Annotated in this window: 15 protein-coding genes and 1 pseudogene; 12 read left to right on the plus strand and 4 right to left on the minus strand. The window is 62.4% G+C overall.

The window, feature by feature from the left end; all coding sequences use genetic code 11:
- Positions 1-50: 50 nt before the first annotated feature.
- On the minus strand, positions 51-2,498 hold the full coding sequence (locus PI93_RS05250) for a penicillin-binding protein 1A (RefSeq protein ID WP_039374628.1): 2,448 nt from the start codon (positions 2,496-2,498) through the stop codon (positions 51-53).
- 242 nt (positions 2,499-2,740) lie between these two features.
- On the opposite strand from PI93_RS05250, the gene PI93_RS05255 reads away from it, so the two are divergent.
- The 6 genes and pseudogenes from PI93_RS05255 to PI93_RS05280 all read left to right on the plus strand — a co-directional run bounded on the left by PI93_RS05255 (position 2,741) and on the right by PI93_RS05280 (position 9,922).
- Entirely contained in the window at positions 2,741-3,790 is a 1,050-nt protein-coding gene (locus tag PI93_RS05255; RefSeq protein WP_039374630.1) for a type IV pilus biogenesis protein PilM, read from the plus strand.
- Between the two features lie 77 nt (positions 3,791-3,867).
- Entirely contained in the window at positions 3,868-4,449 is a 582-nt protein-coding gene (locus PI93_RS05260; protein ID WP_039374631.1) for a PilN domain-containing protein, read from the plus strand.
- Between the two features lie 154 nt (positions 4,450-4,603).
- Positions 4,604-7,033, plus strand: coding sequence for a type IV pilus secretin PilQ (gene pilQ / locus PI93_RS05265; RefSeq protein WP_158453245.1), 2,430 nt, complete (start codon positions 4,604-4,606; stop codon positions 7,031-7,033).
- A pseudogene (locus PI93_RS05270) lies at positions 6,939-7,457 on the plus strand (shikimate kinase); the annotation flags it as partial. The gene pilQ and the pseudogene PI93_RS05270, both read left to right, overlap by 95 nt.
- A gap of 236 nt (positions 7,458-7,693) precedes the next feature.
- Positions 7,694-8,770, plus strand: a complete 1,077-nt coding sequence (gene aroB / locus PI93_RS05275) for a 3-dehydroquinate synthase (RefSeq protein WP_039374634.1) — start codon at positions 7,694-7,696, stop codon at positions 8,768-8,770.
- A gap of 15 nt (positions 8,771-8,785) precedes the next feature.
- Positions 8,786-9,922 carry a deoxyguanosinetriphosphate triphosphohydrolase gene (locus tag PI93_RS05280; protein WP_039374635.1) on the plus strand — a complete coding sequence of 379 codons (1,137 nt, stop codon included), beginning with the start codon at positions 8,786-8,788 and terminating at the stop codon, positions 9,920-9,922.
- Between the two features lie 149 nt (positions 9,923-10,071).
- On the opposite strand, the gene PI93_RS05285 is transcribed toward PI93_RS05280, so the two are convergent.
- The 3 genes from PI93_RS05285 to PI93_RS05295 all read right to left on the minus strand — a co-directional run bounded on the left by PI93_RS05285 (position 10,072) and on the right by PI93_RS05295 (position 12,608).
- Positions 10,072-10,449, minus strand: a complete 378-nt coding sequence (locus tag PI93_RS05285; protein WP_052241031.1) for a DUF883 family protein — start codon at positions 10,447-10,449, stop codon at positions 10,072-10,074.
- Positions 10,450-10,742: 293 nt separating this feature from the next.
- Positions 10,743-11,492 (minus strand): OmpW/AlkL family protein, encoded by a 750-nt coding sequence (locus PI93_RS05290; protein ID WP_039374636.1) that lies wholly within the window; start codon positions 11,490-11,492, stop codon positions 10,743-10,745.
- 267 nt (positions 11,493-11,759) lie between these two features.
- Complete coding sequence (locus PI93_RS05295) at positions 11,760-12,608, minus strand: OmpW/AlkL family protein (protein ID WP_039374637.1); 849 nt, start codon at positions 12,606-12,608, stop codon at positions 11,760-11,762.
- 198 nt (positions 12,609-12,806) lie between these two features.
- Here PI93_RS05295 and PI93_RS05300 point away from each other — a divergent pair, with 198 nt between their 5' ends.
- The 6 genes from PI93_RS05300 to PI93_RS05325 all read left to right on the plus strand — a co-directional run bounded on the left by PI93_RS05300 (position 12,807) and on the right by PI93_RS05325 (position 23,894).
- A complete protein-coding gene (locus PI93_RS05300) occupies positions 12,807-13,508 on the plus strand; it encodes a transposase (RefSeq protein ID WP_039374638.1) in 702 nt (233 codons plus the stop codon).
- Positions 13,509-13,887: 379 nt separating this feature from the next.
- Positions 13,888-18,621, plus strand: coding sequence for a glutamate synthase-related protein (locus PI93_RS05305; protein ID WP_370834661.1), 4,734 nt, complete (start codon positions 13,888-13,890; stop codon positions 18,619-18,621).
- A 95-nt stretch (positions 18,622-18,716) separates the two neighbouring features.
- A complete protein-coding gene (locus PI93_RS05310; protein ID WP_039374639.1) occupies positions 18,717-20,183 on the plus strand; it encodes a glutamate synthase subunit beta in 1,467 nt (488 codons plus the stop codon).
- 466 nt (positions 20,184-20,649) lie between these two features.
- Positions 20,650-21,960, plus strand: coding sequence for an MFS transporter (locus PI93_RS05315; protein WP_039374640.1), 1,311 nt, complete (start codon positions 20,650-20,652; stop codon positions 21,958-21,960).
- A 177-nt stretch (positions 21,961-22,137) separates the two neighbouring features.
- Positions 22,138-22,962 (plus strand): NAD-dependent epimerase/dehydratase family protein, encoded by an 825-nt coding sequence (locus PI93_RS05320; RefSeq protein WP_039374642.1) that lies wholly within the window; start codon positions 22,138-22,140, stop codon positions 22,960-22,962.
- Complete coding sequence (locus PI93_RS05325; RefSeq protein WP_039374644.1) at positions 22,959-23,894, plus strand: SMP-30/gluconolactonase/LRE family protein; 936 nt, start codon at positions 22,959-22,961, stop codon at positions 23,892-23,894. The genes PI93_RS05320 and PI93_RS05325 overlap by 4 nt, the downstream gene beginning before the upstream one ends.
- Positions 23,895-23,903: the final 9 nt, after the last annotated feature.

A 23,903-nucleotide genomic window follows, 5' to 3' on the forward strand; every position in this document is an offset into this window, starting at 1 on the left:
GCCCCGAGCCCGGCTACGGGCATTCCGGGGCCGCCCGTTCGGACGGCCCGTCAGGGCTTGCTGTTGAACATGTCCAGAATGCGTTGGCGTTCCTGACGATCCACCGGTGCGGGTGCCGGGCTCGGTTGTGCGGGCATTTGACCGGGCATCGTCCCGATCGATGGCCCCGGTGCTGCCGACCCATCGGACGCAGGGTCCGCGCTCAGGCCGACCGTGCTTACGGCGCGCCCCGGCGGATAGTCATCGTAGAAGTAATCGCCGTTCGCCTGAATGATGCCCTGCGGCATGGTTCGGGCCGACTCGGGCACACCGCGCAGCGCCTTCGACATGTAGTCGATCCAGATCGGCAGCGCCAGACCGCCACCCGTCTCGCGATCGCCCAGATTGCGCGGCTGATCGAAGCCAATCCAGGCGACCCCCACCAGTTGTGACTGATAGCCGGCGAACCAGGCGTCGTGCGAATCGTTGGTCGTGCCGGTCTTGCCCGCCAGATCGCTGCGCTTGAGTGCGTTGGTCTTGGCGGCCGTGCCTCGGGTCGCAACGTCGTGCAACATCGAATTCATGATGAATGCGTTGCGCGCCGGAATCGCCCGAATCGTCTCGTCGCCTGCTGTGGCAGGCTTTTCCTCCATGATGACGTTGCCCTTCGAGTCGGTAATGCGCGCCACGATGAACGGGTTCACGCGGAAGCCACCGTTCGCAAAGACGGCATACGCACTTGCCATTTGCAGCGGCGTGACCATTCCCGCCCCCAGCGCCATCGGCAGATAGGCCGGATGCTTGTCGGCTTCGAAGCCGAATCGCCCGATGAACTTCTGCGCGTAGCCCGGTGTGATGCTTTGCAGGATACGGATCGAGACAAGGTTGCGAGAACGCATCAGCGCGACGCGCATCGGCATCGGACCCTCGAAGCCACCGCCGTAGTTCTTCGGCTCCCAGGGCTGGCCCCCCGTCTGCGCAGCCGTGAAGTACAGCGGCCCGTCGTTGATGATGGTCGCGGGGGCGAAGCCCTTCTCGAGCGCGGCTGAGTAGATGAATGGCTTGAAGCTCGAGCCCGGCTGACGCCACGCCTGCGTCACGTGGTTGAACTTGTTCCGGTTGAAGTCGAAGCCCCCGACCAGCGAGCGAATGGCACCGTTCTGCGGGTCGAGCGACACGAACGCCGCTTCGATATCCGGCATTTGCACGATCCGCCAGTTTTCCTTCGCGTCTTTCGTCACACGAATCACCGAGCCCCGGCGAATCTTCTGCTTCGGCTGAGCTTTCGCGTTCAGTCCGGCGGCGGCGAAGCGCAGGCCGTCGCCGGTCACCGTCACATCGTCGCCGTTCAGAAGCACGGCCTTGACCTGCTGCGGCGATGCGGAGAGCACCACGGCGGCGACCATGTCGCCACTGTCCGGATGCTCGACCAGCGTGTCGTCGATCAATTGCTCGCGCTCGTCCTGATCGTCCGGCAAATCGATGTTGGCTTCAGGGCCGCGATAGCCGTGACGCAACTCATAGGCCATGACCCCGGCGCGCAGCGCTTCGTATGCGGCTTCCTGATCCGCCGAATTGATCGTTGTGTAGACGTTGAAACCGCGCGTATAGATCTCGTCCTTGAACTGGGCGTAGAGCAACTGCCGAACCATTTCCGCCACGTACCCGGCGTGAACACTGAATTCGCTGCCCAGCCCACGCACCACCAGCTCTTGCGAGACGGCCTGGTCGTATTCGGCCTTCGAGACGTACCCAAGGTCGTACATCCGTTTGAGGATGTACTCCTGACGCACGCGAGCGCGCTTGTAGTTGACGATCGGGTTATACGCCGATGGCGCCTTCGGCAGCCCGGCGAGCATGGCCGCTTCAGCAAGCGTGATGTCCTTCAGATCCTTGCCGAAATAGACGCGCGCGGCGCTGGCGAAGCCGTAGGCGCGTTCGCCGAGGTAGATCTGATTCATGTACAGCTCAAGAATCTGATCCTTCGTGAGACGCGACTCGATCTTGTAGGCGAGCAGCGCTTCGTAAATCTTGCGCGTATAGGTTTTTTCGCTGGACAGGAAGAAGTTGCGCGCGACCTGCATCGTGATCGTACTGGCGCCCTGCGACGATCCGCCTCGCGTGAAGTTCGCGAGGCCCGCGCGGAAAATGCCGATGAAGTCGACCCCGCCGTGCTGATAGAAGCGATCGTCTTCGATGGCGATCACGGCTTTCTTCATGACGTCGGGAATATCGGCAAAGCGCACCAGATTCCGCCGCTCTTCACCGAATTCGCCAATCTGGATTTCGTCGGCAGTGTAGATGCGCAGGGGAATCTTGGGGCGGTAGTCGACGATGGTGTCGAGCGACGGCAACTGCGGCGTCATCACCACCAGGATGTACCCCGCGAGCAGCGCGCCACATACGACCATCGCGGCGATCAGGCCGGCGAACCAAAGGGCGATGCGCAGCCAGATGGAGCGGCGCGGTTTGGGCGGGCGCTTGTCGCGGGGTGTCTCGGTTTGGGGTGTGCTTGCCATGGGGGAACCGGAAAAATCGATGGGCCGATTATAACGAACGACCCGCAACCGCCCTCCGCCGCCGCCCGAAATCGGAGTTCCGGCCTATGGAGTCTAGGAATCGGACGAGGAAAAAACGGCACGAATTCCTAAAGCGCATTTTGCTTGTCCCATTGCCGCCCGGTTTCGGACTGGTCCGATTGGGTTGCTCAATCGGGCTGGATAGCATCGATCCCATCGACGAGGAGAGACGGGAGGACATCATGATCGAAGCGGTCCTGCGCGGCATGCGCCACATGGGCAGCCGACTGGCGGCAGTCATGCCGCGCGCCGGAGGCGGTGGTTGCGGTATTCATTTTGACGCGGGCGGCCTGCATTTCGTTCGCTTGACGCGTGTAGCCGGGCTCGCGCAATTGCGTCTGGCTGGGTATGGATCGGCAGTGCTGGAGGACGACATGGTGCGAGGTGCCTTGATCGCCAAGCCTGAAGCGGCAGCCCGTCGTCTGGAAGAATTGCTGGAGCGGATCGGCGTCGGTGTTCAGGACCTGCGCGACGACACCATCGTGCTCGCGCTTCCCGCGCATGGGCTCAAAACGCAGGTCGTCGATTATCCGAGGGACCTCCCGGCGCGGGCGTTGCGTGCCTGGTGCGAGCGGCGAGCCGCGCTGCTGTTGCCCGGGGATGGCGATCCCGATTTGCGCAATCGCGTTGGCGTTGCATGGGCCGACCCGGGCAACCATCGACTACGGCTGTATGCCTGCGAGGCAGCATTGGTGGACGACCGCGTGGCCGTGTTGGAAATGTCGGGACTTCGGGCGCATGCCATCGACGCAGCGCACGAGGCTGGGCGCAGGGCATTCCGATGGGCGTGGCCGGCGGGTAAAGAGGCTGGGGCGACGGAACAAAGCGGTGTGCCGATGGCGCTGTTGCAGGTGGACACCCGCGATCTCGATTTGTCGGTGTTCGAGGCAGACATCTGTGTTGCCGACGCGCGCGAGCGATTTGATGGCGTCGGCGGTCATCCCGATGCATTGGCCAGTGTCGTGCGAGAGTTGATGGCCAAGCTGCCCGTCGTCCCGAGCGTCACGTATGTGGCCGCGCAAGGGGCAAGCGCTGGTGGATTGGTCGCAATCTGCGATGCCGTGAGTGCCTCATGCCGCATGCCGGTACGGCCGTTCGATCCGCTTCGACGGTTCGAGACGCCGACGTCGGCTGGCCCGAGGCGTCAGACGTTCGCGCAACGCTCATCGCTTGCCGTGCCTTGCGGGCTGGCATTGCGCGCCATGTCGATGCAGGGGGTGGCATGCGAGTGAGCACGCGAATTCCCCCGCTTGATTTCCTTCCTACGTTGGCGCAACTGCGGCAGCGCGCCTTCCGACGGCAATGGCGCATGTGGGCATCTGTGGCGGTGCTCGGTGCACTGGCGGCGCTCATGCCGATGGCGCGGGACATTCAGCAGCGTCGCGAGGCGCAGGCGCAGTTGACGGCGTTGCGTGAGGCAAGCGACAAGCTGGGTGGAACGCTGAAGGCTTTCGATATCACGAGTCGCAAGCTCGCCACCATAAACGCGCATCGCCGGGCGGCCCTCACACTGATCGAACGACGGCAACCGGTCGCTTACCGGTTGCTCGACATCGTGCGCGCCTGCGCGGATGGCGTGCGACTGACCTCGGTGAAGACGGGCGACGCTCAACTACGGATCGAAGGCTATGCGACGACGCAATCGCGGGTGCGGGAAACCCAGAAGCGCTTGAGAGCCCTGCCGTGGGTGCGCAAAGTGACGGAAGTCGAATCAAGTGTTGTCCCCGAGAGCGCCAGACGTCAGTGGGTGAGCGCTGCTGCGCAGACGTTGGTGCCGAATATCCGTCGATTCACGTTACGTATCGACGTGAAGGCCACCGCCCATCCCATGGCATTCGCGATCGGTACCGATGCCAGCGCAGTGACCGAGGAGGTGCCCGATGCACGGTGAGCACCCCCCGCCGGACGACGTTCGAGATATTTTTCATGACGTGGTGACGCGTTGGCGTGAGAGATGGACGGCATGGACGTCGGTATCCCCGGCAGAGTGGCCGCAACCGGTTCGGTGGGCGCTGACAACCCTCGCGTGGCTGACTGGCCTTGTCTTGGCATGGTCCGTCTGGTGGTTGATGGGCTTGCCTGTGCGCGCGACTTTGCAGAAGGATCTCGATGTCGAACGACAGGCGCTGGAGCGAGCTAACGATGCCGCTCGTCGATTGCCCGCCATGATGACGACGCTTCAGGACGCAGAGGCCGAGTCGATGGCCTGGCGGCGCTTGCTGCCGCTCGCCGAAGGAAGCGAAAACGGCGACGCACCCGACCTGGACCCGACCGAAGCGTTGTTGCCGGACTCCGTGAATGACCCGGACGCGACGTGGCGTGCCGATCTCGAGCGGCTCGCGGCTAACGCAGGCCTGACGCTGGAGATGGCTCGGTCGGGGACATCGGCGGCGGACGGCGAGATAGCAATCGAGCGTGCGGAAATGCGGGTGAGGGGACCGGTCGCGAAATTGCTCGGCTGGCTCGCGGAAATCGACAATTTGCCACGTCATGTGGCCGTCGAACACCTGTCGCTCGAGGGGCCGGGGATGGGATCGTCGGATCGGACGGACGGGGGCGATGGTGAGGCCCGACTCGCCGCCACGGTAACGGCGTTTCGCTGGCAACGGCCGTCAGATGTTTCCAGTGCGCCCGCAGCGCGGCCGCTGCCAACATTGCCCGCGCCGGCGCTTCGCTGGACGATGCCCGCAGACACGGTCGATGTATTCCGCACGCTGCTCACGCGTCATTCGGGACAGGACGCGGTGACGATGTCGACGTCGGGCGCCCCCTCGTCGGTCGACGACGAGAAACCTGTCGGGGCGATGCGGGCGGGATCGCGTCGTGTCACGTTGCACCGGACGGCCACGGCTGGATTGGCGGCGACGTGGAGCGAAGGACCTCCCCGGCAGCGGACCACGGCGAAGGATGTTGAGGCGGCGTCCGTCGATGTCACGCTTCATGGGGTCGAAGTTGTCGATGCGCTGCGGACATTCGCGCGTTTGATCGGGCGAGGTGTGGTGATCGGAGAGCGCGTGACCGGGCGTCTTGATATGGACGTGCAGGGCGTCTCTGCGGCCACGGCATTCGACGTCATGATCCGAAGTGCCGGGCTTGGCGTTCAATCCCTGAACGGTGTCGACTGGATTGCGCCGCGCGCCGATTTGCTGGCCGACGAGCAGACGCAACTGGAGGCTGCGGCGAAGCGCGAGGCGCTGTTGCCGCTGGCGAGTCGTCGCTTCACGCTGAACTATCCGCGAGCGTTGGCATTGCGGGACATCATCATGGGCGAGAAAGACAGTAAGGGGCAGCGACTCCTGTCGTCACGCGGTAGTCTGATCGCCGATCCTCGCACCAACCAACTCTTCGTGACCGACCTGCCGGAAAAGCTCGATGCGCTGGCGTCGTTCGTTGCACGGATCGATGTGCCGGTCCGGCAGGTGCTGATCGAAGCGCGCATCGTCGAGGCCGACGATCGGTTCAGCGAGTCGCTGGGCGTCCGGCTGGCGGGGTACGACGGGCAAGGAAAGGGCGGGCAGAAGGGCGGTGATCGACTCGAAGCAGGCAAATCGTCGGGCAGCGGAGATACGACTCAGGGCGACGGAACATCATCGGGGCACTCGGTCAATATTGGCTTGCCTGCCGCTGTGCTTGCGGGCGTTACGCCGCCGAGTCTGGCCATCACCCTATTTGGCCGTTCGGCAACGCGCTTTCTGCAGTTGGAGTTGTCGGCACTCGAGACGACCGGGCGCGGGCGTGTCGTTTCCCGACCGCGCGTGGTCACTGCCGACAAGATTCAGGCCATCATCGAGCAGGGTACCGAGTTGCCCTACCAGACCCGGAGCGGGCGTCGCAGTGTGACGTCGGTCCAGTTTCGCAAGGCGACGCTGAGGCTCGAAGTGACGCCGCTGATCACCCCCGACGGTCAGGTGATATTGGACGTCGACGTGCGTAAGGACAGCGTGGGGCAAGCGGTGGCCGAGGGGTACGCGGTGGACACGCGGCACGTCAAGACGCAGGTGCAGGTCGAGAACGGTGGAACGGTGGCTATCGGCGGGATCTATCAGGAAGAACGGCGCGACAGTCGTGCCAGCGTGCCGTGGTTGGGCGACGTGCCTCTGCTGGGGGCGTTATTCCGCAATCGCGCCAACGACGATCGCCGGACCGAACTGCTGGTGTTTCTCACGCCCAGTGTGGTGCCTGAGGGAGGGCGTACCGACGGGCTTTCCGATCCGCCGGAAGCGCCCTGGGGTGGCCCTGAAGTGCTCCCGGCACCGCCGCAAACCGACTGGCCGTCGGGCCATCCCCGGCTGACCGGGGCGTTCCCCGAGGCGACGCGTTCCGCACGCCCGACGCAGATCCCGGTATCATCAGGGATTGGAACCCAAATATCAGCGATTTATGCTGGAAAACGTAATACTTGTCGGACTGATGGGGGCGGGCAAGACCACGGTTGGGCGCGCAGTGGCACGACGTCTCGGGCGGCAGTTCTATGACTCCGACCATGAGATCGAGGCGCGCACGGGCGTGCGCATTCCGGTCATCTTCGAGCACGAAGGCGAGGACGGTTTCCGTCAGCGTGAAGCCCAGACCATCGACGAACTCACCCAACGCAGTGGCATCGTCCTCGCGACCGGCGGGGGCGCAGTGCTGCGCGCGGAGAATCGCGAGAACATCAAGTCGCGAGGCACCGTCGTTTATCTTCGCGCCAATCCGCATGACCTCTGGCTGCGCACGCGTCGTGACAAGAATCGACCGTTGCTGCAAACCGCCGACCCGCGTGCGCGTCTTGAACAACTGTTTCAGGAGCGCGACGCGCTGTATCGCGAGTGCGCAACCTTCGTTATCGAAACCGGCCGGCCGAGTGTGAATGCACTCGTCAACATGGTGTTGATGCAACTGGAGATGGCGGGGATCGTTCCCAGCAACGCCGGGGTGCCGCACGAGGGGCCGGAAGCCTCTGAAGGTGGGCCGGCCGAGACGTCCGTGGTTGCGCTCGACGGTGCGCACAACGTGACATCGCAGGCGGGGAATGCCGATGGTAACCCGGTGCAGACTGGCCGCGACGACGCGCTGCAGACGACACCGGTGTCGCCATCGCCCGATGCCTTTCCCCGCTGATTCCGCCGATATCGCTGAACATGACAACAAGCGGCATGATTACCCTCAAACTTGATCTGGGCGAGCGCGCCTACCCCATTCACATCGGCACGGAGCTGCTCACGCAGGAAGCGCTGTTTGCGCCGCACGTGCGTGGCACGCATGCCGTGATCGTGACGAACACGACCGTTGCCCCGCTCTACGCCGAACGTGTCGCTGCAACAATGCAGCGCCTTGGCAAGCGTGTGGTTACTGCGGTGCTGCCCGATGGCGAGGCGCACAAGAACTGGCAGACGCTCAATCTGATTTTCGACGAACTGCTCGGCGCACAGGCAGACCGCAAGGCCACGCTAATCGCGCTCGGTGGCGGTGTCGTCGGCGACATGACCGGGTTTGCCGCGGCGTGCTACATGCGCGGCGTCCCCTTCGTTCAAGTACCGACGACGCTGCTCGCGCAGGTGGATTCTTCGGTCGGTGGCAAGACCGGCATCAATCACCCGCTCGGTAAAAATATGATCGGGGCGTTTTGGCAGCCGAGCGCGGTTCTCGCCGACATCGGCACCTTGTCTACGCTGCCCGAGCGTGAGTTGGCGGCGGGGATGGCGGAAGTCATCAAACACGGTGCGATTGCCGATGAAAAATACTTCGACTGGATCGAAGCGAATATCGACGCATTGAATGGCCGTGATACGGCGGCGCTCACCTACGGCGTGCAACGGTCCTGCGAAATCAAAGCGCAAGTCGTCGCGAGTGACGAACGCGAACAGGGGTTGCGTGCCACGCTGAACTTCGGCCACACGTTCGGTCACGCCATCGAAGCGGGGCTTGGCTACGGCGAGTGGCTGCACGGCGAGGCGGTGGGGTGCGGTATGGTGATGGCTGCCGACCTGTCGGCGCGCTTGGGCTTTATCGACGAAGCGCTGGTGCCGCGTATCAAGGCGTTGGTTGCGGCGGCGAAGCTGCCGGTCAAGGCGCCTGACCTCGGAGAGGATCGCTATATCGATCTGATGCGAGTCGACAAGAAGGCGGAAGGCGGAGACATCCGCTTCGTGCTGCTTAATCGGCTGGGTCAAGCGTTCATGACGAGCGTTCCCGACGCCGAACTTCGCGCCACATTGCGCGCCAATATCTAAGACGGAGGGCTGGCGATGATCGATTACGAAGCGTCGCTTGCCCCTTACGCGGCGCGCTCGAACGCGTCACGCGGGCGGCGGTTCGCCGAATCGGCACCGACGACGCGCACGGAATTCCAGCGCGACCGTGACCGCATCATCCATTCAACTGCTTTTCGCCGGCTCGAATACAAAACGCAAGTCTTCGTCAACCACGAAGGCGACCTGTTCCGCACGCGTCTGACTCACAGCCTGGAAGTGGCGCAGATCGGCCGGTCGATCGCAAGAAATTTGCGTGTGAACGAAGATCTCGTCGAGGCGATTGCGCTGGCGCATGATCTGGGGCATACCCCCTTCGGCCACGCAGGGCAGGACGCGCTCAACGCGTGCATGCAGAACTATGGCGGGTTCGAGCACAATCTTCAGAGCCTGATCGTTGTCGACGAACTCGAGGAGCATTACGGCGGGTTCAACGGTCTGAACCTCTGCTTCGAGACGCGCGAAGGCATTCTCAAGCATTGCTCTCGCGCCAATGCGCGAGGTCTGGGGGAGCTGGGCGAGCGTTTTCTCAAGGGGCGCCAGCCTGGCATCGAGTCGCAGATTGCCAATCTCGCCGATGAGATCGCCTACAACAATCACGATATCGACGACGGCGTGCGCTCGGGGCTGCTGTCACTCGATCAACTTGATGCCGTGCCGCTCTGGAAGCGCTATTGCACCGAAGCACGCTCGGCATGGCCCGAGATCGCCGGCAGACGACTGGTACATGAGACGACGCGTCGGATCATCAATGCGCTCATCGTCGACCTGATTACGACCACCCGCCAGCGTATTACCGATGCTTCGCCGTCCTCGATGGACGATGTGCGCGGCGCGGGACCCCTCGTGGCTTTCAGCACCGAGATGCGAGAGCAGGCGGGAGAACTCAAGCGATTCCTGTTCGACAACCTGTATCGGCACTATCTCGTCATGCGCATGGCGGCGAAAGCGCAGCGCATTGTTCAGGAGTTGTTCGATACGTTTCTCGCCGATCCTCGGTTGCTGCCACCGAACTACCGTACCGAGAACGTCGAGGATCAGCCGCGCTGGATTGCGCATTACGTGGCCGGGATGACGGATCGCTACGCCATCAAGGAATACCGCAGACTCTTCACGATCGAGCCGACGCTCTGACGCGCGGGAGTGAGGAGTCACGGAATCAAGGGATGAAGCGAAACAGCCGGCATTTGCCGGCTGTTTTCACTTTGGCCGGGACAGCGAGGGGCGGGGTGCCCGTCGTCATCCCGGAAGCCCGTGCGTGCGCCACGGCACGCCGGGAAGGATTAGCTACGTCCCGCGATAAACCCGAGGACCAATGCCACGGCGGCCACGGTACCGACGGTTTGCCACGGCCGTTCGTGCACGTAGCCATCGGCTTCTTCCCAGACTTCGTTGGCGCGAAGTCGCAGGTTGGCGCGAGCATCACCGAAGTCGCTGCGGGCCTGGCGCAGTTTGTCGCCAATTTCGGCACGCAGGGCCTCAACGTCCGAGGCCGACTTCGCGTTGGAGAGCGCATGGTCCAGGTCGTCGAGCAGATCGCGAACGCGCGATGAGACGTCGCCACTGGCCAGGCGCGCCGCGCGTGCCGTGCGTCGGCCGGCATAGCGTGCATCTTCCAGACCGCTATTCAGTGCTGTTTCCGCTTTCGAGGCAATTCCCATTTTCAGACTCCCAAGAGGTGATACCAAGAGGTGGTATTGAAATGCGGCGCCCAACGAGCCCGGATGGGCCGGCGCCGGTGGAACCCTGACGCGAACGGCCATTATGGCGCGGCAGTTCGTGTGCGTACACCTTCAGAGCGTTCGGGAAAAAAGAAAGTTGCAGCGCGTTCGCTGAAGTTCGTGTGAGAAAGCGCCTACATCAGGGCCAGAAACGCGAAAACGCCGCGCAAGGCGGCGTTTTCGGAACAGCTTGGCGCGTCTTTCGACGCATCGAGGCTGCGCGGAAGCGTGGCTTAGAAGCGATAGCCCAGGGACAAGAACGTCACGACCGGGTTCAGCTTGACCTTGGCTTCACTGGTCGTCGTGATCGGACCGCGAGTCGTCGTCAGCTTGGCGGTCGTGCTGACCGGGATGTACGACACGGAGAAAGCCAGCGTCCAGTGCTTGTCCATGTTGTAGTTGATACCGGCGTTGAAGACCGGTGCCCACGAGTTGGTCAGGCTTGCCGTGGTGTTGCCGCCGGGGCCGCCGGTCAGCGCAGCGCTGGCCAGCGACTGGAAGCCAGGCGTGAGTTCGATGTTCGAGTAGAAGAAGTAGCTCGCACCGATACCCACGAACGGACGCCACGTGTCGTTGGCCTGACCGAAGTAGTACTTCAGCAACAGCGCGGGGCTCCACTGTTTGGCCGAGGCGAGCGAGCCGCCACCCGGCAACGCGAGGTTGCCTTGACCGTACAGGCGGAACTTCGGCGGGATGCCCATCACGGCTTCCACGGCGATGTTGTCGGTGAAGAAGTGGGCAAACGTCAGGCCCAGCGTATCGGCGTCGTCCACTTGGGCGCCAGTGTTACCGAGACGGCTGTTCACCAGATTGGCGAGGCCCGGCACGTTCGATCCCGTGACATGCAGCGGATCGCTTGATACCTGGGGCGAGAGGTGGAACCAACCAAGATTGATAACGTTATCGCCAGCTTGCTGCGCGAAGGCGGCCCCCGATGCCGTCAGCATGGCTGCGGCAGCAATCGTCAAATGCTTCAACTTCATCGATTCGTCTCCTGCTCAAGATTCTTTATTGTCGAGAATTTCGTTAAATGAAATTCAGGGCCATTATGCCGACCGTGCAAAGTGTCGGATAGCGAGAGTCTGGAGGCCGCGCTCTAAAGGTGTTGTTTCCACGCATCGACTCATGGAATGCCCTTAGGAAAAAGCGCTGGACGAAAGAAAAGCGTGCCCTTATATGTCAGGCACGCTTTTAGGAATTCACTGCGGAGTCCGATATGCCGGACGCATTATGCGTCCCGCACACTGAGTTTAGAACTTGTAGCCAAGCGATACGAAGGTCACAATCGGATTCAGCTTGATTTCGGCGTCGGAGGAAGAAAGCACCGTGCCGTCCTGCGCCTTGATCTTGATGTTCGCGGTGGTCTTGAGCGGCAGGTAGGAGACCGATGCGCTCGCAACCCAGTGCTTGTCGAAGGCATACGAGAAACCGGCGTTGAATACCGGTTGCCAGGACGCCGACGATTTCGCTTCCACGCTTGTCGGTCCGTTATGTCCGGAAGTAAAAGCGAGCACGTTGCCGAAATTCTGATTTAACGCCGCTTCGAAATTCGGATTGAGATTGACGTTGGTAAAGAACGTATAGCTCACGCCGACACCGAGAAAAGGGCGCCACGTCGAATTGGCTTGTCCGAAGTAATACTGCAGCACGAGCGCCGGACTCCATTGACGCACGCTTTGCACGATCGGGTTGTTTTGCGGCGCGCCGAGGTCGATACTCGTGAGCTGGCCGGCGATGCCCGGTGGCGCGATCACGCCCTGACCCGTGAGCTTGAACTTGGCGGGAACGCCAGCCACCGACTGCAACGCAATGTTGTCGGTGAAGAAGTGAGTAATCACGAGCCCGAGCGTGTCGGCGTTGCTGACCTTCGCGCCGCTGCCGGGGGAGGTGAAGTTCGACGGCACCAGAGAGGGCGTGAGGCCCTCCTGAGTGACGCTGGTGGTCATCGGCTTGCTGGAGTCTTGCGGGGCGATGTGAAACCACCCGAGGTTGACGACGTTGTCGCCGGCTTGTTGTGCAAAGGCGCTGGTGGACGCCAGGGAAATGCCGAGTCCGAGCGCGCAATAACGCGCCGCGGACCGATAGGTCCGAGTTGTCATTTGTCTATCCTCCCAAGATTATTTATTTATTTTTCGATGCATTATGCGCTTGGGATTTCACGGTGCAATCGCCGGATCTAGAGCTTTTGTACGAATCAACGGGGTTTGGCTAGATATCAGTATTTAAAGAGGTTTTTCAAGATAAAACCCTCTCGCAAATCGTGATGTCGAGCTTTAAAGCATTACATTTGAATAAGCATGGCCCGATTACCGAGACTTTTCATTCCGCGCCAACCGCAACACGTCATCTTGCGCGGCAATAACCGACAGGCGATCTTCGTGGACGACGAGGATCGACGCGTATTTCACGACCGCCTTCGCGACGCTGCGCGCGCTCACGGACTGGCGATTCACGCGTGGTGCATGATGCCGAACCATCTGCATCTGGTAGCGACGCCGTCCGACGAGCGCAGCTTGCCCGCCACTCTTCAGGCGGTCGGCCGCTATTACGTGTTGTATTTCAATCGGCGCCATCAGCGCACCGGCACTCTGTGGGAGGGCCGGTATCGCGCTACGGTGATCGAGGCCGAGCACTACCTGCTGCTCGCCAGCCGCTACGTCGAACTCAATCCGGTGCGTGCCGGGTTGGTGGACGCGCCCGGCAATTACGTCTGGTCGAGCTACAACCACCACGTCGGTCTCACGGTCGACAGTCTGGTGACGGACCACGCGCTGTATTGGGCGCTCGGCAATACGCCGTTCGAGCGTCAGCGGGCTTACGCGGAGGGGTTCTCGATTCCACTGCCCCCGCACGAAATCGACGCACTGCGTACAGCAACGCAGAAAGGGTGGTTGCTCGGCGGCCCGGAATATCAGGCCCGCATGTCGCTCGCGGCGAATCGTCGAGTGAGTCCACTGACGCGTGGCCGACCACGTAAATCGGTTTCCGAGACCCTCTGAAGTCCCATCCGGCAGGCCGGTTCCGGCCTGCCTCCCATCCCCCAAGTATTTGAAATCACGACGTCTTTCGCCACGCTGCGATCGAGTGAAATTAATCTGACCCCAATAAAGCTGAGCCTTCTTTTGGTGCGGTTTTTAATTAGAATCTGACCCCATTAAAATATTTTGTCATTGTGAATTTCATGGCGTATATTCCAACTTCGGCCGATTGGTGCGATGCGCAAAAGCGTGCGCGCTGAGTCGGTTCCTGTGGCGACGCCCGAGAACGATCTTCAACGAGCGCGAATCCGCAGCCCTGGCCCGCCCGGCCAACCCCACTTAACCCGGTCGACCGCGACGAGCATGCGCGCGGCGACCTCGCCAAGAGACGGTGTAACTCGTGGAAAAGAAACAACAACCGATTGCGACGGCAGCAGCGCTGCCGGGTGAGGCGTACTTGGCGCCGGACGCACAGGGCATGTACGACCCGGCCAACGAACACGATGCCTGCGGCGTCGGCTTCGTGGCGCACATCAAGGGCGTGAAAAGTCACGCCATCGTCGAGCAGGGCCTGAAGATTCTCGAAAACCTCGATCACCGGGGCGCCGTCGGTGCTGACCCGCTGATGGGTGACGGCGCCGGTATCCTGCTCCAGATTCCCGACCAGTTCTACCGTGAAGAGATGGCCCGGCAGGGGGTGACCTTGCCGCCGGCCGGAGAATATGGCGTCGGCATGATCTTCCTGCCGAAGGAACACGCGTCGCGTCTGGCCTGCGAACAGGAGCTCGAGCGCACCGTGAAGGCCGAGGGGCAGGTCGTGCTGGGCTGGCGCGATGTCGCCATCGATCGCGACATGCCGATGTCGCCGAACGTGAAGGCCACCGAGCCGGTGATCCGCCAGATCTTCATCGGCCGCGGTCAGGACATCATGGTGACGGACGCCCTCGAGCGTAAGCTCTACGTCATCCGCAAGACGGCGAGCCACCGCATTCAGGCGCTCAAGCTCAAGCACGGCAAGGAATATTTCGTGCCGTCGATGTCGGCACGCACGATCGTCTACAAGGGCCTGCTGCTGTGCGATCAGGTTGGGCGCTACTACCGCGATCTGTCGGATCCGCGCACCGTCTCGGCGCTCGCCCTCGTTCACCAGCGCTTCTCGACGAACACGTTCCCGGCATGGGAGCTGGCGCACCCGTACCGCATGGTGGCCCACAACGGTGAAATCAACACCGTGAAGGGCAACGTCAACTGGATCAACGCCCGCACGGGCGCGATCTCGTCGGCCGTGCTCGGCAACGATCTGCAAAAGCTGTGGCCGCTGATCTATCCGGGCCAGTCGGACACTGCGTCGTTCGACAACTGCCTCGAAATGCTCACGATGGCCGGCTATCCGCTCGCCCACGCCGTGATGATGATGATCCCGGAAGCCTGGGAGCAGCACACGCTGATGGACGAGAACCGCCGCGCGTTCTACGAATACCACGCCGCCATGATGGAGCCGTGGGATGGCCCCGCCGCCATCGCGTTCACCGATGGCCGTCAGATTGGCGCGACGCTCGACCGTAACGGCCTGCGTCCCGCACGTTTCGTGATTACCGACGACGACGTCGTGATCCTGGCATCGGAATCGGGCGTGCTGCCGATCCCCGAGTCGAAGATCGTCAAGAAGTGGCGTCTCCAGCCGGGCAAGATGTTCCTGATCGACATGGATCAGGGCCGCATCATCGACGACAAGGAACTCAAGGACAACCTCGCCAACGCGAAGCCGTACAAGAGCTGGATCGACGCCGTGCGCATCAAGCTCGACGAAATCGAACCGAAGGTCGAGGAAGCCGGCGTGCATCACGACACGGCCACCCCTTTGCTCGATCTGCAGCAGGCCTTCGGCTACACGCAGGAAGAACTGAAACTGTTGATGACGCCGATGGCGATCAACGGCGAAGAAGCCGTGGGTTCGATGGGCAACGACAGCCCGCTCGCGGTCATGAGCAACAAGAACAAAACGCTCTATCACTACTTCCGTCAGCTCTTCGCGCAGGTGACGAACCCGCCGATCGACCCGATCCGCGAGAACATGGTGATGTCGCTGGTGTCGTTCATCGGTCCGAAGCCGAACCTGCTCGACACGAACAACATCAACCCGCCGATGCGTCTCGAAGTGTCGCAGCCGGTGCTGGACTTCAAGGAAATCTCGAAGATCCGCCACATCGACAAGTACACCGGCGGCAAATTCCGCTCCTACGAGTTGAACATCTGCTATCCGGTAGCGTGGGGCAAGGAAGGCATCGAAGCGCGTCTCGCATCGCTGTGTGCGGAAGCCGTCGATGCGGTGAAGTCGGGCTACAACATCCTGATCGTCTCGGACCGTCTGACGAACCGCGAACAGGTTGCGATCCCGGCGCTGCTCGCCACGTCCGCCGTGCACCAGCATCTGGTCGCACAGGGCCTGCGCACGAGCACGGGCCTCGTGGTCGAAACCGGTTCGGCGCGTGAGGTGCATCACTTCGCATTGCTCGCGGGCTACGGCGCCGAAGCCGTGCACCCGTACCTCGCCATGGAAACGCTCGCCCAGATCGCCCGCAAGCAAGGCGGCGACCTGACGCCGGAAAAGGCGATCAAGCACTTCGTCAAGGCAGTCGGCAAGGGCCTGCACAAGGTCATGTCGAAGATGGGCATCTCGACGTACATGTCGTACACGGGGGCGCAGATATTCGAAGCCATCGGCCTGTCGCAGGAACTGGTCAGGAAGTACTTCCAGGGCACGGCGTCGAACGTTGGCGGGATCGGCATCTTCGAAGTGGCCGAGGAGGCCGTGCGTCTGCATCGCGACGCCTTCGGCGACAACCCGGTGCTGGCCAACATGCTCGACGCCGGTGGTGAATACGCGTTCCGTATTCGTGGTGAAGACCATATGTGGTCGCCGGACGCCATCGCGAAGCTCCAGCACTCGACCCGCTCGAATTCGTACCAGACGTACAAGGAGTACGCGAATCTCATCAACGACCAGAGCAAGCGTCACATGACGCTGCGTGGTCTGTTCGAATTCCGCGTCGATCCGCAACGCGCGATTCCGCTCGATCAGGTCGAGTCCGCCAAAGACATCGTGAAGCGTTTCGCCACGGGCGCCATGTCGCTCGGTTCGATCTCGACCGAAGCGCACGCCACGCTGGCCGTTGCGATGAACCGCATCGGCGGCAAGTCGAACACGGGCGAGGGCGGCGAAGATCCGCGCCGTTATCGCAACGAACTGAAGGGCATTCCGATCAAGAAGGGCGAATCGCTCGCGTCGATCGTGGGTCGCGACGTCATCGAGACCGATATCGAACTGCAAGACGGCGACTCGCTGCGCTCGCGCATCAAGCAGGTTGCGTCGGGCCGCTTCGGTGTGACGGCCGACTATCTGGTCTCGGCCGATCAGATTCAGATCAAGATGGCGCAGGGGGCAAAGCCGGGCGAAGGCGGTCAATTGCCGGGTCACAAGGTGACGGAGTACATCGGCAAGCTGCGTTACTCGGTGCCGGGCGTGGGCCTGATTTCGCCGCCGCCGCACCATGACATCTACTCGATCGAAGATCTGGCGCAGCTCATTCACGATCTGAAGAACGTGAATTCGTCGTCGTCGATCTCGGTCAAGCTCGTGTCGGAAGTGGGCGTGGGCACGGTCGCTGCCGGTGTCGCGAAGGCCAAGGCCGATCACGTGGTGATCGCCGGTCACGACGGCGGCACGGGCGCTTCGCCGCTGTCGTCGGTGAAGTACGCCGGCACGCCGTGGGAGCTGGGTCTGGCGGAGACGCAACAGACGCTGGTGCTCAACCGTCTGCGGGGTCGTATCCGCGTGCAGGCCGACGGTCAGATGAAGACCGGCCGCGACGTGGTGATCGGCGCGCTGCTCGGTGCAGACGAGTTCGGTTTCGCGACGGCGCCGCTCGTCGTCGAAGGCTGCATCATGATGCGCAAGTGCCACCTGAACACCTGCCCGGTGGGCGTGGCGACGCAGGACCCGGTGCTGCGCAAGAAATTCCAGGGCAAGCCGGAACATGTCGTCAATTACTTCTTCTTCGTGGCCGAGGAAGTGCGCGAAATCATGGCGCAACTGGGCATCTCGAAGTTCGACGATCTGATCGGCCGTGCCGACCTGCTCAACACCAAGTCGGGCGTGGAACACTGGAAGGCGAAGGGTCTCGACTTCTCGCGCATCTTCTACCAGCCGGAAGTGGACGCCGATGTGCCGCGTCTGCACGTCGAATCGCAGGATCACGGCCTGTCGGGTGCACTCGATCACGCGCTGATCGAAAAGGCGCTGCCGGCGCTGGAGAGGGGCGAGCATGTCTCGTTCATCCAGCCGGTGCGCAACCGTAACCGCACGGTTGGCGCCATGCTCTCGGGCGAAGTGGCGAAGCGCTACGGTCACGAAGGTCTGCCGGATGACACGATTCACGTGCAACTCAAGGGCACGGCGGGTCAGAGCTTCGGAGCGTTCCTCGCACGCGGCATCACGCTCGATCTGGTGGGCGACGGTAACGACTACGTGGGCAAGGGCCTGTCGGGCGGCCGCATCATCGTGCGTCCGACCAACGACTTCCGTGGCAATGCCGAAGACAACATCATCGTGGGCAACACCGTGATGATCGGCGCCATCGAAGGCGAAGCCTTCTTCAACGGCGTGGCCGGCGAACGCTTCTGCGTGCGCAACTCGGGCGCGACCGCTGTGGTGGAGGGCACGGGCGACCACGGTTGCGAATACATGACCGGAGGTACGGTGGTCGTGCTGGGCGAGACCGGCCGTAACTTCTCGGCGGGGATGTCGGGCGGTGTGGCCTACGTGTACGACGCTGACGGCACGTTCGCCGCCAAGTGCAACACGGCGATGGTCGCACTCGATCCGGTGCTGCCGCATGGCGAACAGGAGCGCACGGTGAGCCAGGGGCTGTGGCATCGCGGTCAGACCGACGAAGCGCAACTGCGCGACCTGATCGAGCGTCACTTCCAGTACACGGGCTCATCGCGCGCAAAGGCGCTGCTCGAGGACTGGGACGGCGCACGCCGCAAGTTCGTGAAGGTGTTCCCGAACGAATACAAGCGTGCCCTGGGCGAAATGGCCAAGGCGGGCGACAAACAAGCACTGGCGGCCTGAAGCCGCTCGCGCGGCAACGTTGCGGGGTGAGGGCCCTGTGACGTGCCGCGCGCGGGTGAGGCACGGTAACCACAAAACTTTCCGACTGAAGAAACATGGGCAAGGTCACAGGTTTTCTCGAATTCGAGCGCCAGAGCGAGTCATACGAAGCACCGCTGGCACGCGTGAAGCACTACAAGGAGTTCGTGCTCGCGCTCTCCGACGATCAGGCAAAGGTACAGGGCGCACGCTGCATGGATTGCGGCATTCCGTTCTGCAACAACGGTTGCCCGGTCAACAACATCATTCCCGACTTCAACGATCTGGTGTATCGCCAGGACTGGAAGTCGGCCATCGCAGTGCTGCACTCGACGAACAACTTTCCGGAGTTCACGGGCCGCATCTGCCCGGCGCCGTGTGAGGCCGCCTGCACGCTGAACATCAACAGCGATGCGGTGGGCATCAAGTCGATCGAACACGCGATCATCGACAAGGCCTGGAGCGAAGGCTGGGTCGAGGCGCAGCCTGCGAAGCACAAGACCGGCAAGACGGTCGCTGTCGTCGGGTCGGGCCCGGCGGGCATGGCCGTGGCGCAGCAACTCGCGCGCGCCGGTCACGACGTCACCGTGTTCGAGAAGAACGATCGGGTTGGCGGTCTGCTGCGTTACGGCATTCCCGACTTCAAGCTGGAGAAGTGGCTGATCGACCGCCGCATGCGCCAGATGGAAGCCGAGGGTGTCACGTTCCGTACCGGCGTCTATGTCGGTAAGGACGCCCCCGACGCGCACATCAACAACTTCTCCAAAGAGACGATCTCGCCGGAGCAGTTGCAGGCGCAGTTCGACGCCGTGGTGATTGCCGGCGGTGCTGAGCAGCCGCGCGATCTGCCGGTGCCGGGCCGTGAGCTGGAAGGCATTCATTACGCGATGGAATTCCTGCCGCAGCAAAACAAGGTGAACGCGGGCGACAAGCTGCCGAACCAGTTGCTGGCCACGGGCAAGAACGTGATCGTGATCGGCGGCGGCGACACCGGCTCCGATTGCGTGGGCACGTCGAACCGCCACGGTGCGAAGAGCGTGACGCAGTTCGAACTGCTGCCGCAGCCGCCGGAACAGGAAAACAAGCCGATGGTGTGGCCGTACTGGCCGACCAAGCTGCGCACGTCGTCGAGTCATGAAGAGGGCTGCGAGCGCGACTGGTCGGTCGCCACGAAGCGCTTCGAAGGCAAGAACGGCAAGGTCGAGAAGTTGATCGCCGTGCGTCTCGAATGGAAGGACGGCAAGATGCAGGAAGTGCCGGGCTCGGAATTCGAGCTCAAGGCCGATCTGGTGCTGCTCGCCATGGGCTTCGTCTCGCCGTTGCAGACCGTGCTCGACGCGTTCGGTGTCGACAAGGATGCGCGCGGTAACGTGCGTGCCTCGACCGAGGGCGAGCGTGCCTACACGACGAACCTGCCGAAGGTGTTCGCGGCCGGCGACGTGCGTCGCGGTCAGTCGCTGGTGGTGTGGGCGATTCGCGAAGGCCGTCAGTGCGCCCGCGCCGTCGACGAGTTCCTGATGGGGCACTCGGAACTGCCGCGTTAAGCGTCAAACGTCTCAAGGCGCGCCCTTCGGGGCCCGCGCAGGTAATGCCTGCCAAAACCACAAATACGGGGTTGAGAGGAGGGGCGCAGAGGTAGGCATCTGCGTCACTGTGGAGAAACCGTCCGGACGGCAACGTCCGGGCGGTTTTTTCTTGCCTGTTCCTTTCGTGCGCTCAGATCGGCGAGCGCGCTCGGCAGGGCAATGAAACGCCGCAAACTCAAAATATAAGATGTCATACAACAAGACATCCTCGTCCATCATTCACATGCAAGAAAACTCTCCCAACATGTGCAAACTTCAATGGTGATAAGGGTTGTGGCGTTGAGCGATGCGATCGAGCGAAACACTAGGGATTATCCGTAAACGGTAGATTCCGTGATTGTCATCGTACATCGTCTCACGTAGGATGCCTCTCCATGCGAGCGACGGACTCGCCACAAAATATTCACGGAGAGAGACAACCATCATGGCACTGAAGATCAAAGGCCTGCGCTGGTGGATGATCGGACTGCTGACACTCGGCACGGTCATGAACTACCTTGCGCGCAGCTCGCTTGCCGTTGCCGCCCCCACGGTAATGAAGGATCTCCACATTACCACTCAGCAGTACGGCTGGATTACTGGCGCATTCCTCGTGTTGTATCCGATCGGCGCACCGCTCACGGGCTACCTGATGGACCGTATCGGCCTGCGATTGGGCTTCCTGTTGTGCGGCGTGATGTGGTCGGTGGTGTGCATGCTGCACGGTCTGGCCGACGGCTGGATCGGTCTGTTCGTGTTGCGCGGTTTGCTGGGGTTGGCCGAGGCCTCGTTCATTCCGGCCGGTATGCGCGCTGCCGCGTTCTGGTTTCCGACGAAGGAGCGCGCGCTCGCTGCGGGCATCTTCAATATCGGCACTTCGATCGGCGCGATTCTCGCGCCGCCGCTGATCGCCTGGTCGATCATGCGCTACAACTGGGAAACGGCCTTCGTGATCGCGGGCGGTCTGGGCCTCGTGTGGGGCGTGTTGTGGTTCGCGTTCTATCGTCACCCGACCGATCATCCGGCGCTCACGCAGACCGAGTCCGACTACATCAACGAAGGCCGTGCCGTCGATGCGGCGGCCGACGCCCGCAAGCCGAACCTGATCTCGATCCTGCGTCAGCGCAATTTCTGGGGCATCGCCCTGCCGCGTTTCTTCGCCGATCCGGTGTGGGGCACGATCGTGTTCTGGATGCCGCTGTACCTCAATCAGGCACGGGGTTTCGATCTGAAGACGATTGCGGCAACGGCATGGCTGCCGTTCGTGGCAGCGGATATCGGATGCCTGATGGGGGGCACGATTTCCGTCTGGCTGAACAAGCATTTCAAGATCACCATCTTCAACGGCAAGCGCGTCGTGTTCACCATCGGCGCCATCATCATGACGGCGATGTGCGGCGTGGGCTTCGTCAAGGATCCGATGATGGCGATCTTCCTGCTCTGCCTCGGAGGCTTCGCTCACCAGACGCTCTCGGTCACCGTGATTTCGATGTCGGCCGACCTGTTCCCGCGGAATGAAGTGGCGACCGTGACAGGCATGGCGGGGTTGTCCGCCGGTATCGGCAACCTGCTCTTCACGCTGGTGATCGGCACCTTCGTGACGGCGGTGGGCTACGCCCCGTTCTTCGTGGCTCTCGGTCTGGGAGATCTGATCGGCGCGGTGATTCTGTGGACGGTGGTCAAGCCGCACATGGCGGACACGGCCACGCCGTCGCCGGTCAAGCATGTCGACGTGGGACGCACTGCGAATGCATAGCAAGCGCAGTGAGGGGGACAGCGGGCGCGACGGGATACCTTCCGTCGCACGATGATTCGACGCACGCCGCGCTGCATGCTCCCCCGTGGGTGTGCGGCGCGGCGTCGGTGTTGTTGTGGCAATGCATCGTGACGCGTGATGGCATGCATTGCGATCTACCGATGAACAAGGAGTGACATGAGCCAGACTTCCGGCAAACCCTTTCGCCGTCTGTTGCTGACCGGCGCAGCGGGCAATCTTGGCAAACAACTGCGTGGCAAGCTCGCCGAGTGGGCCGACATCGTGCGCGTGAGCGATATCGTGCCGCTCACCGCCGATGCGCCGCACGAAGAGGCGATGCAAGTCGACCTCGCCGATCGGGCTGCGGTGCATGCGCTGCTCGAAGGCGTCGATGCGCTGGTGCATCTGGGGGGCGTTTCCGTCGAAGCGCCGTTCGACGATATTCTGCAAGCCAACATCCTCGGTCTGTACAACGTCTACAGCGCGGCGCAGAAGCAGGGCGTGAAACGCATTATTTACGCCAGCTCGAATCACGCGGTCGGTTTCCATCCCGTAACGGAAGTGCTCGACGTCGACGCCCCGCATCGCCCGGACGGCATGTACGGCATCTCGAAATGTTTCGGCGAAGACCTGTCGCGCTACTACTTCGACCGCTTCGGCCTCGAGACTGTGTGCCTGCGCATCGGCTCGTCGTTCGAGCAACCGAAGAATCCGCGCATGATGGTGACGTATCTGAGCTATCGCGACTTCATCGAACTCGTGCGTTGCTCGCTGTTCACGAATCGTGTGGGCCATGCCATCGTCTACGGCGTGTCGGACAATCCGACACTGTGGGTCGACAACACCAAGGCCGCGTTCCTCGGCTTCCGCCCGCAAGACAGTTCGGCCGAATTCGCCGGGTTATTCCCGCCCAAGGCCCCCGATCCGCAGATGGACGACTGGACGCAGCGATTCCAGGGCGGGCCGTTCGTGCTGATGGGGCCGATGGAGCCCAAGGCGTGAGCGGCGTATCCATCGAGCGGTTTGAGCCGTCGCGGGAGACGCCGCATGCTGTGGGCGAAAGTCCGCTGTGGCGCCCGGACGAGCAAGCGCTCTACTGGGTGGATATTCCCGCGAAGCAATTGCATCGCGTGACGCCCGCCGACGGCGAGCGTCGCCAGTGGACCTTCCCGGAACAGATCGCGTGCTTCTCGTTCGATGCGTTCGGCACGTTGCTCGCTGGTTGCGAGACCGGGCTGTTTGCGGTGCGACTCGGGGCGCCCGGCGTCATCGCGGCGAGCGATTGGCAGCGCGTGGCGGCACCGGCATTTCCTGCGCCGGGCATGCGCTTTAACGACGGCCGTTGCGATCGTCAGGGCCGCTTCTGGGCGGGCACGATGGTGCAGGACATGTCGCTTGCGAGCGACGCGGGCGCGCTCTTTCGCTTCGATGCCGAGGGACGTCTTTCCGCACCGCTCGTCGACGGCCTCGTGACGCAGAACGGCCTGGGTTTTTCGCCCGACAGCCGCACGATGTATCTGAGCGATTCGCATCCGACGCGCCGCCGCGTGTGGGCGTTCGACTTCGATGCCGACAGTGGTGCGATCAGCGCGCAGCGTTTGTTCGTCGACATGAATCAGTATCCGGGTCGTCCCGACGGTGCCGCCGTCGATGCCGATGGCGGCTATTGGACGTGCGCCAACGATGGCAGCCGCTTGTTGCGATTCACGCCTGCGGGGGCGTTGGATCGCGAGATTGTGTTGCCGGTATCGAAGCCGTCGATGTGTGCATTCGGCGGACGCGATTTCGACACGTTGTTCGTCACATCGATTCGTCCGGGCACGGGAGCCAACGAACACGACGGTCATGTCTTCGCCGTGCGTTGTGGCGTGCAGGGATTGCCGGAAGCGCCTTATGCGGGATCTATAGGCGCGTTTTCGGCGGCAGGTGTGTAGGCGGGGGTA

This window comes from Pandoraea fibrosis, assembly GCF_000807775.2.
GTDB lineage: Bacteria > Pseudomonadota > Gammaproteobacteria > Burkholderiales > Burkholderiaceae > Pandoraea > Pandoraea fibrosis.

What these genes read in the sequence shown, in the direction of transcription:
- PI93_RS05300 (WP_039374638.1), top strand. Translation starts at nt 12,807, where the DNA reads ATGGCCCGATTACCGAGACTTTTCATTCCGCGCCAACCGCAACACGTC.
- PI93_RS05290 (WP_039374636.1), bottom strand. Translation starts at nt 11,492, where the DNA reads ATGAAGTTGAAGCATTTGACGATTGCTGCCGCAGCCATGCTGACGGCA.
- PI93_RS05250 (WP_039374628.1), bottom strand. Translation starts at nt 2,498, where the DNA reads ATGGCAAGCACACCCCAAACCGAGACACCCCGCGACAAGCGCCCGCCC.
- PI93_RS05295 (WP_039374637.1), bottom strand. Translation starts at nt 12,608, where the DNA reads ATGACAACTCGGACCTATCGGTCCGCGGCGCGTTATTGCGCGCTCGGA.
- PI93_RS05320 (WP_039374642.1), top strand. Translation starts at nt 22,138, where the DNA reads ATGAGCCAGACTTCCGGCAAACCCTTTCGCCGTCTGTTGCTGACCGGC.
- PI93_RS05315 (WP_039374640.1), top strand. Translation starts at nt 20,650, where the DNA reads ATGGCACTGAAGATCAAAGGCCTGCGCTGGTGGATGATCGGACTGCTG.
- PI93_RS05310 (WP_039374639.1), top strand. Translation starts at nt 18,717, where the DNA reads ATGGGCAAGGTCACAGGTTTTCTCGAATTCGAGCGCCAGAGCGAGTCA.
- PI93_RS05285 (WP_052241031.1), bottom strand. Translation starts at nt 10,449, where the DNA reads ATGGGAATTGCCTCGAAAGCGGAAACAGCACTGAATAGCGGTCTGGAA.
- PI93_RS05255 (WP_039374630.1), top strand. Translation starts at nt 2,741, where the DNA reads ATGATCGAAGCGGTCCTGCGCGGCATGCGCCACATGGGCAGCCGACTG.
- aroB (WP_039374634.1), top strand. Translation starts at nt 7,694, where the DNA reads ATGATTACCCTCAAACTTGATCTGGGCGAGCGCGCCTACCCCATTCAC.
- PI93_RS05280 (WP_039374635.1), top strand. Translation starts at nt 8,786, where the DNA reads ATGATCGATTACGAAGCGTCGCTTGCCCCTTACGCGGCGCGCTCGAAC.
- PI93_RS05260 (WP_039374631.1), top strand. Translation starts at nt 3,868, where the DNA reads ATGTGGGCATCTGTGGCGGTGCTCGGTGCACTGGCGGCGCTCATGCCG.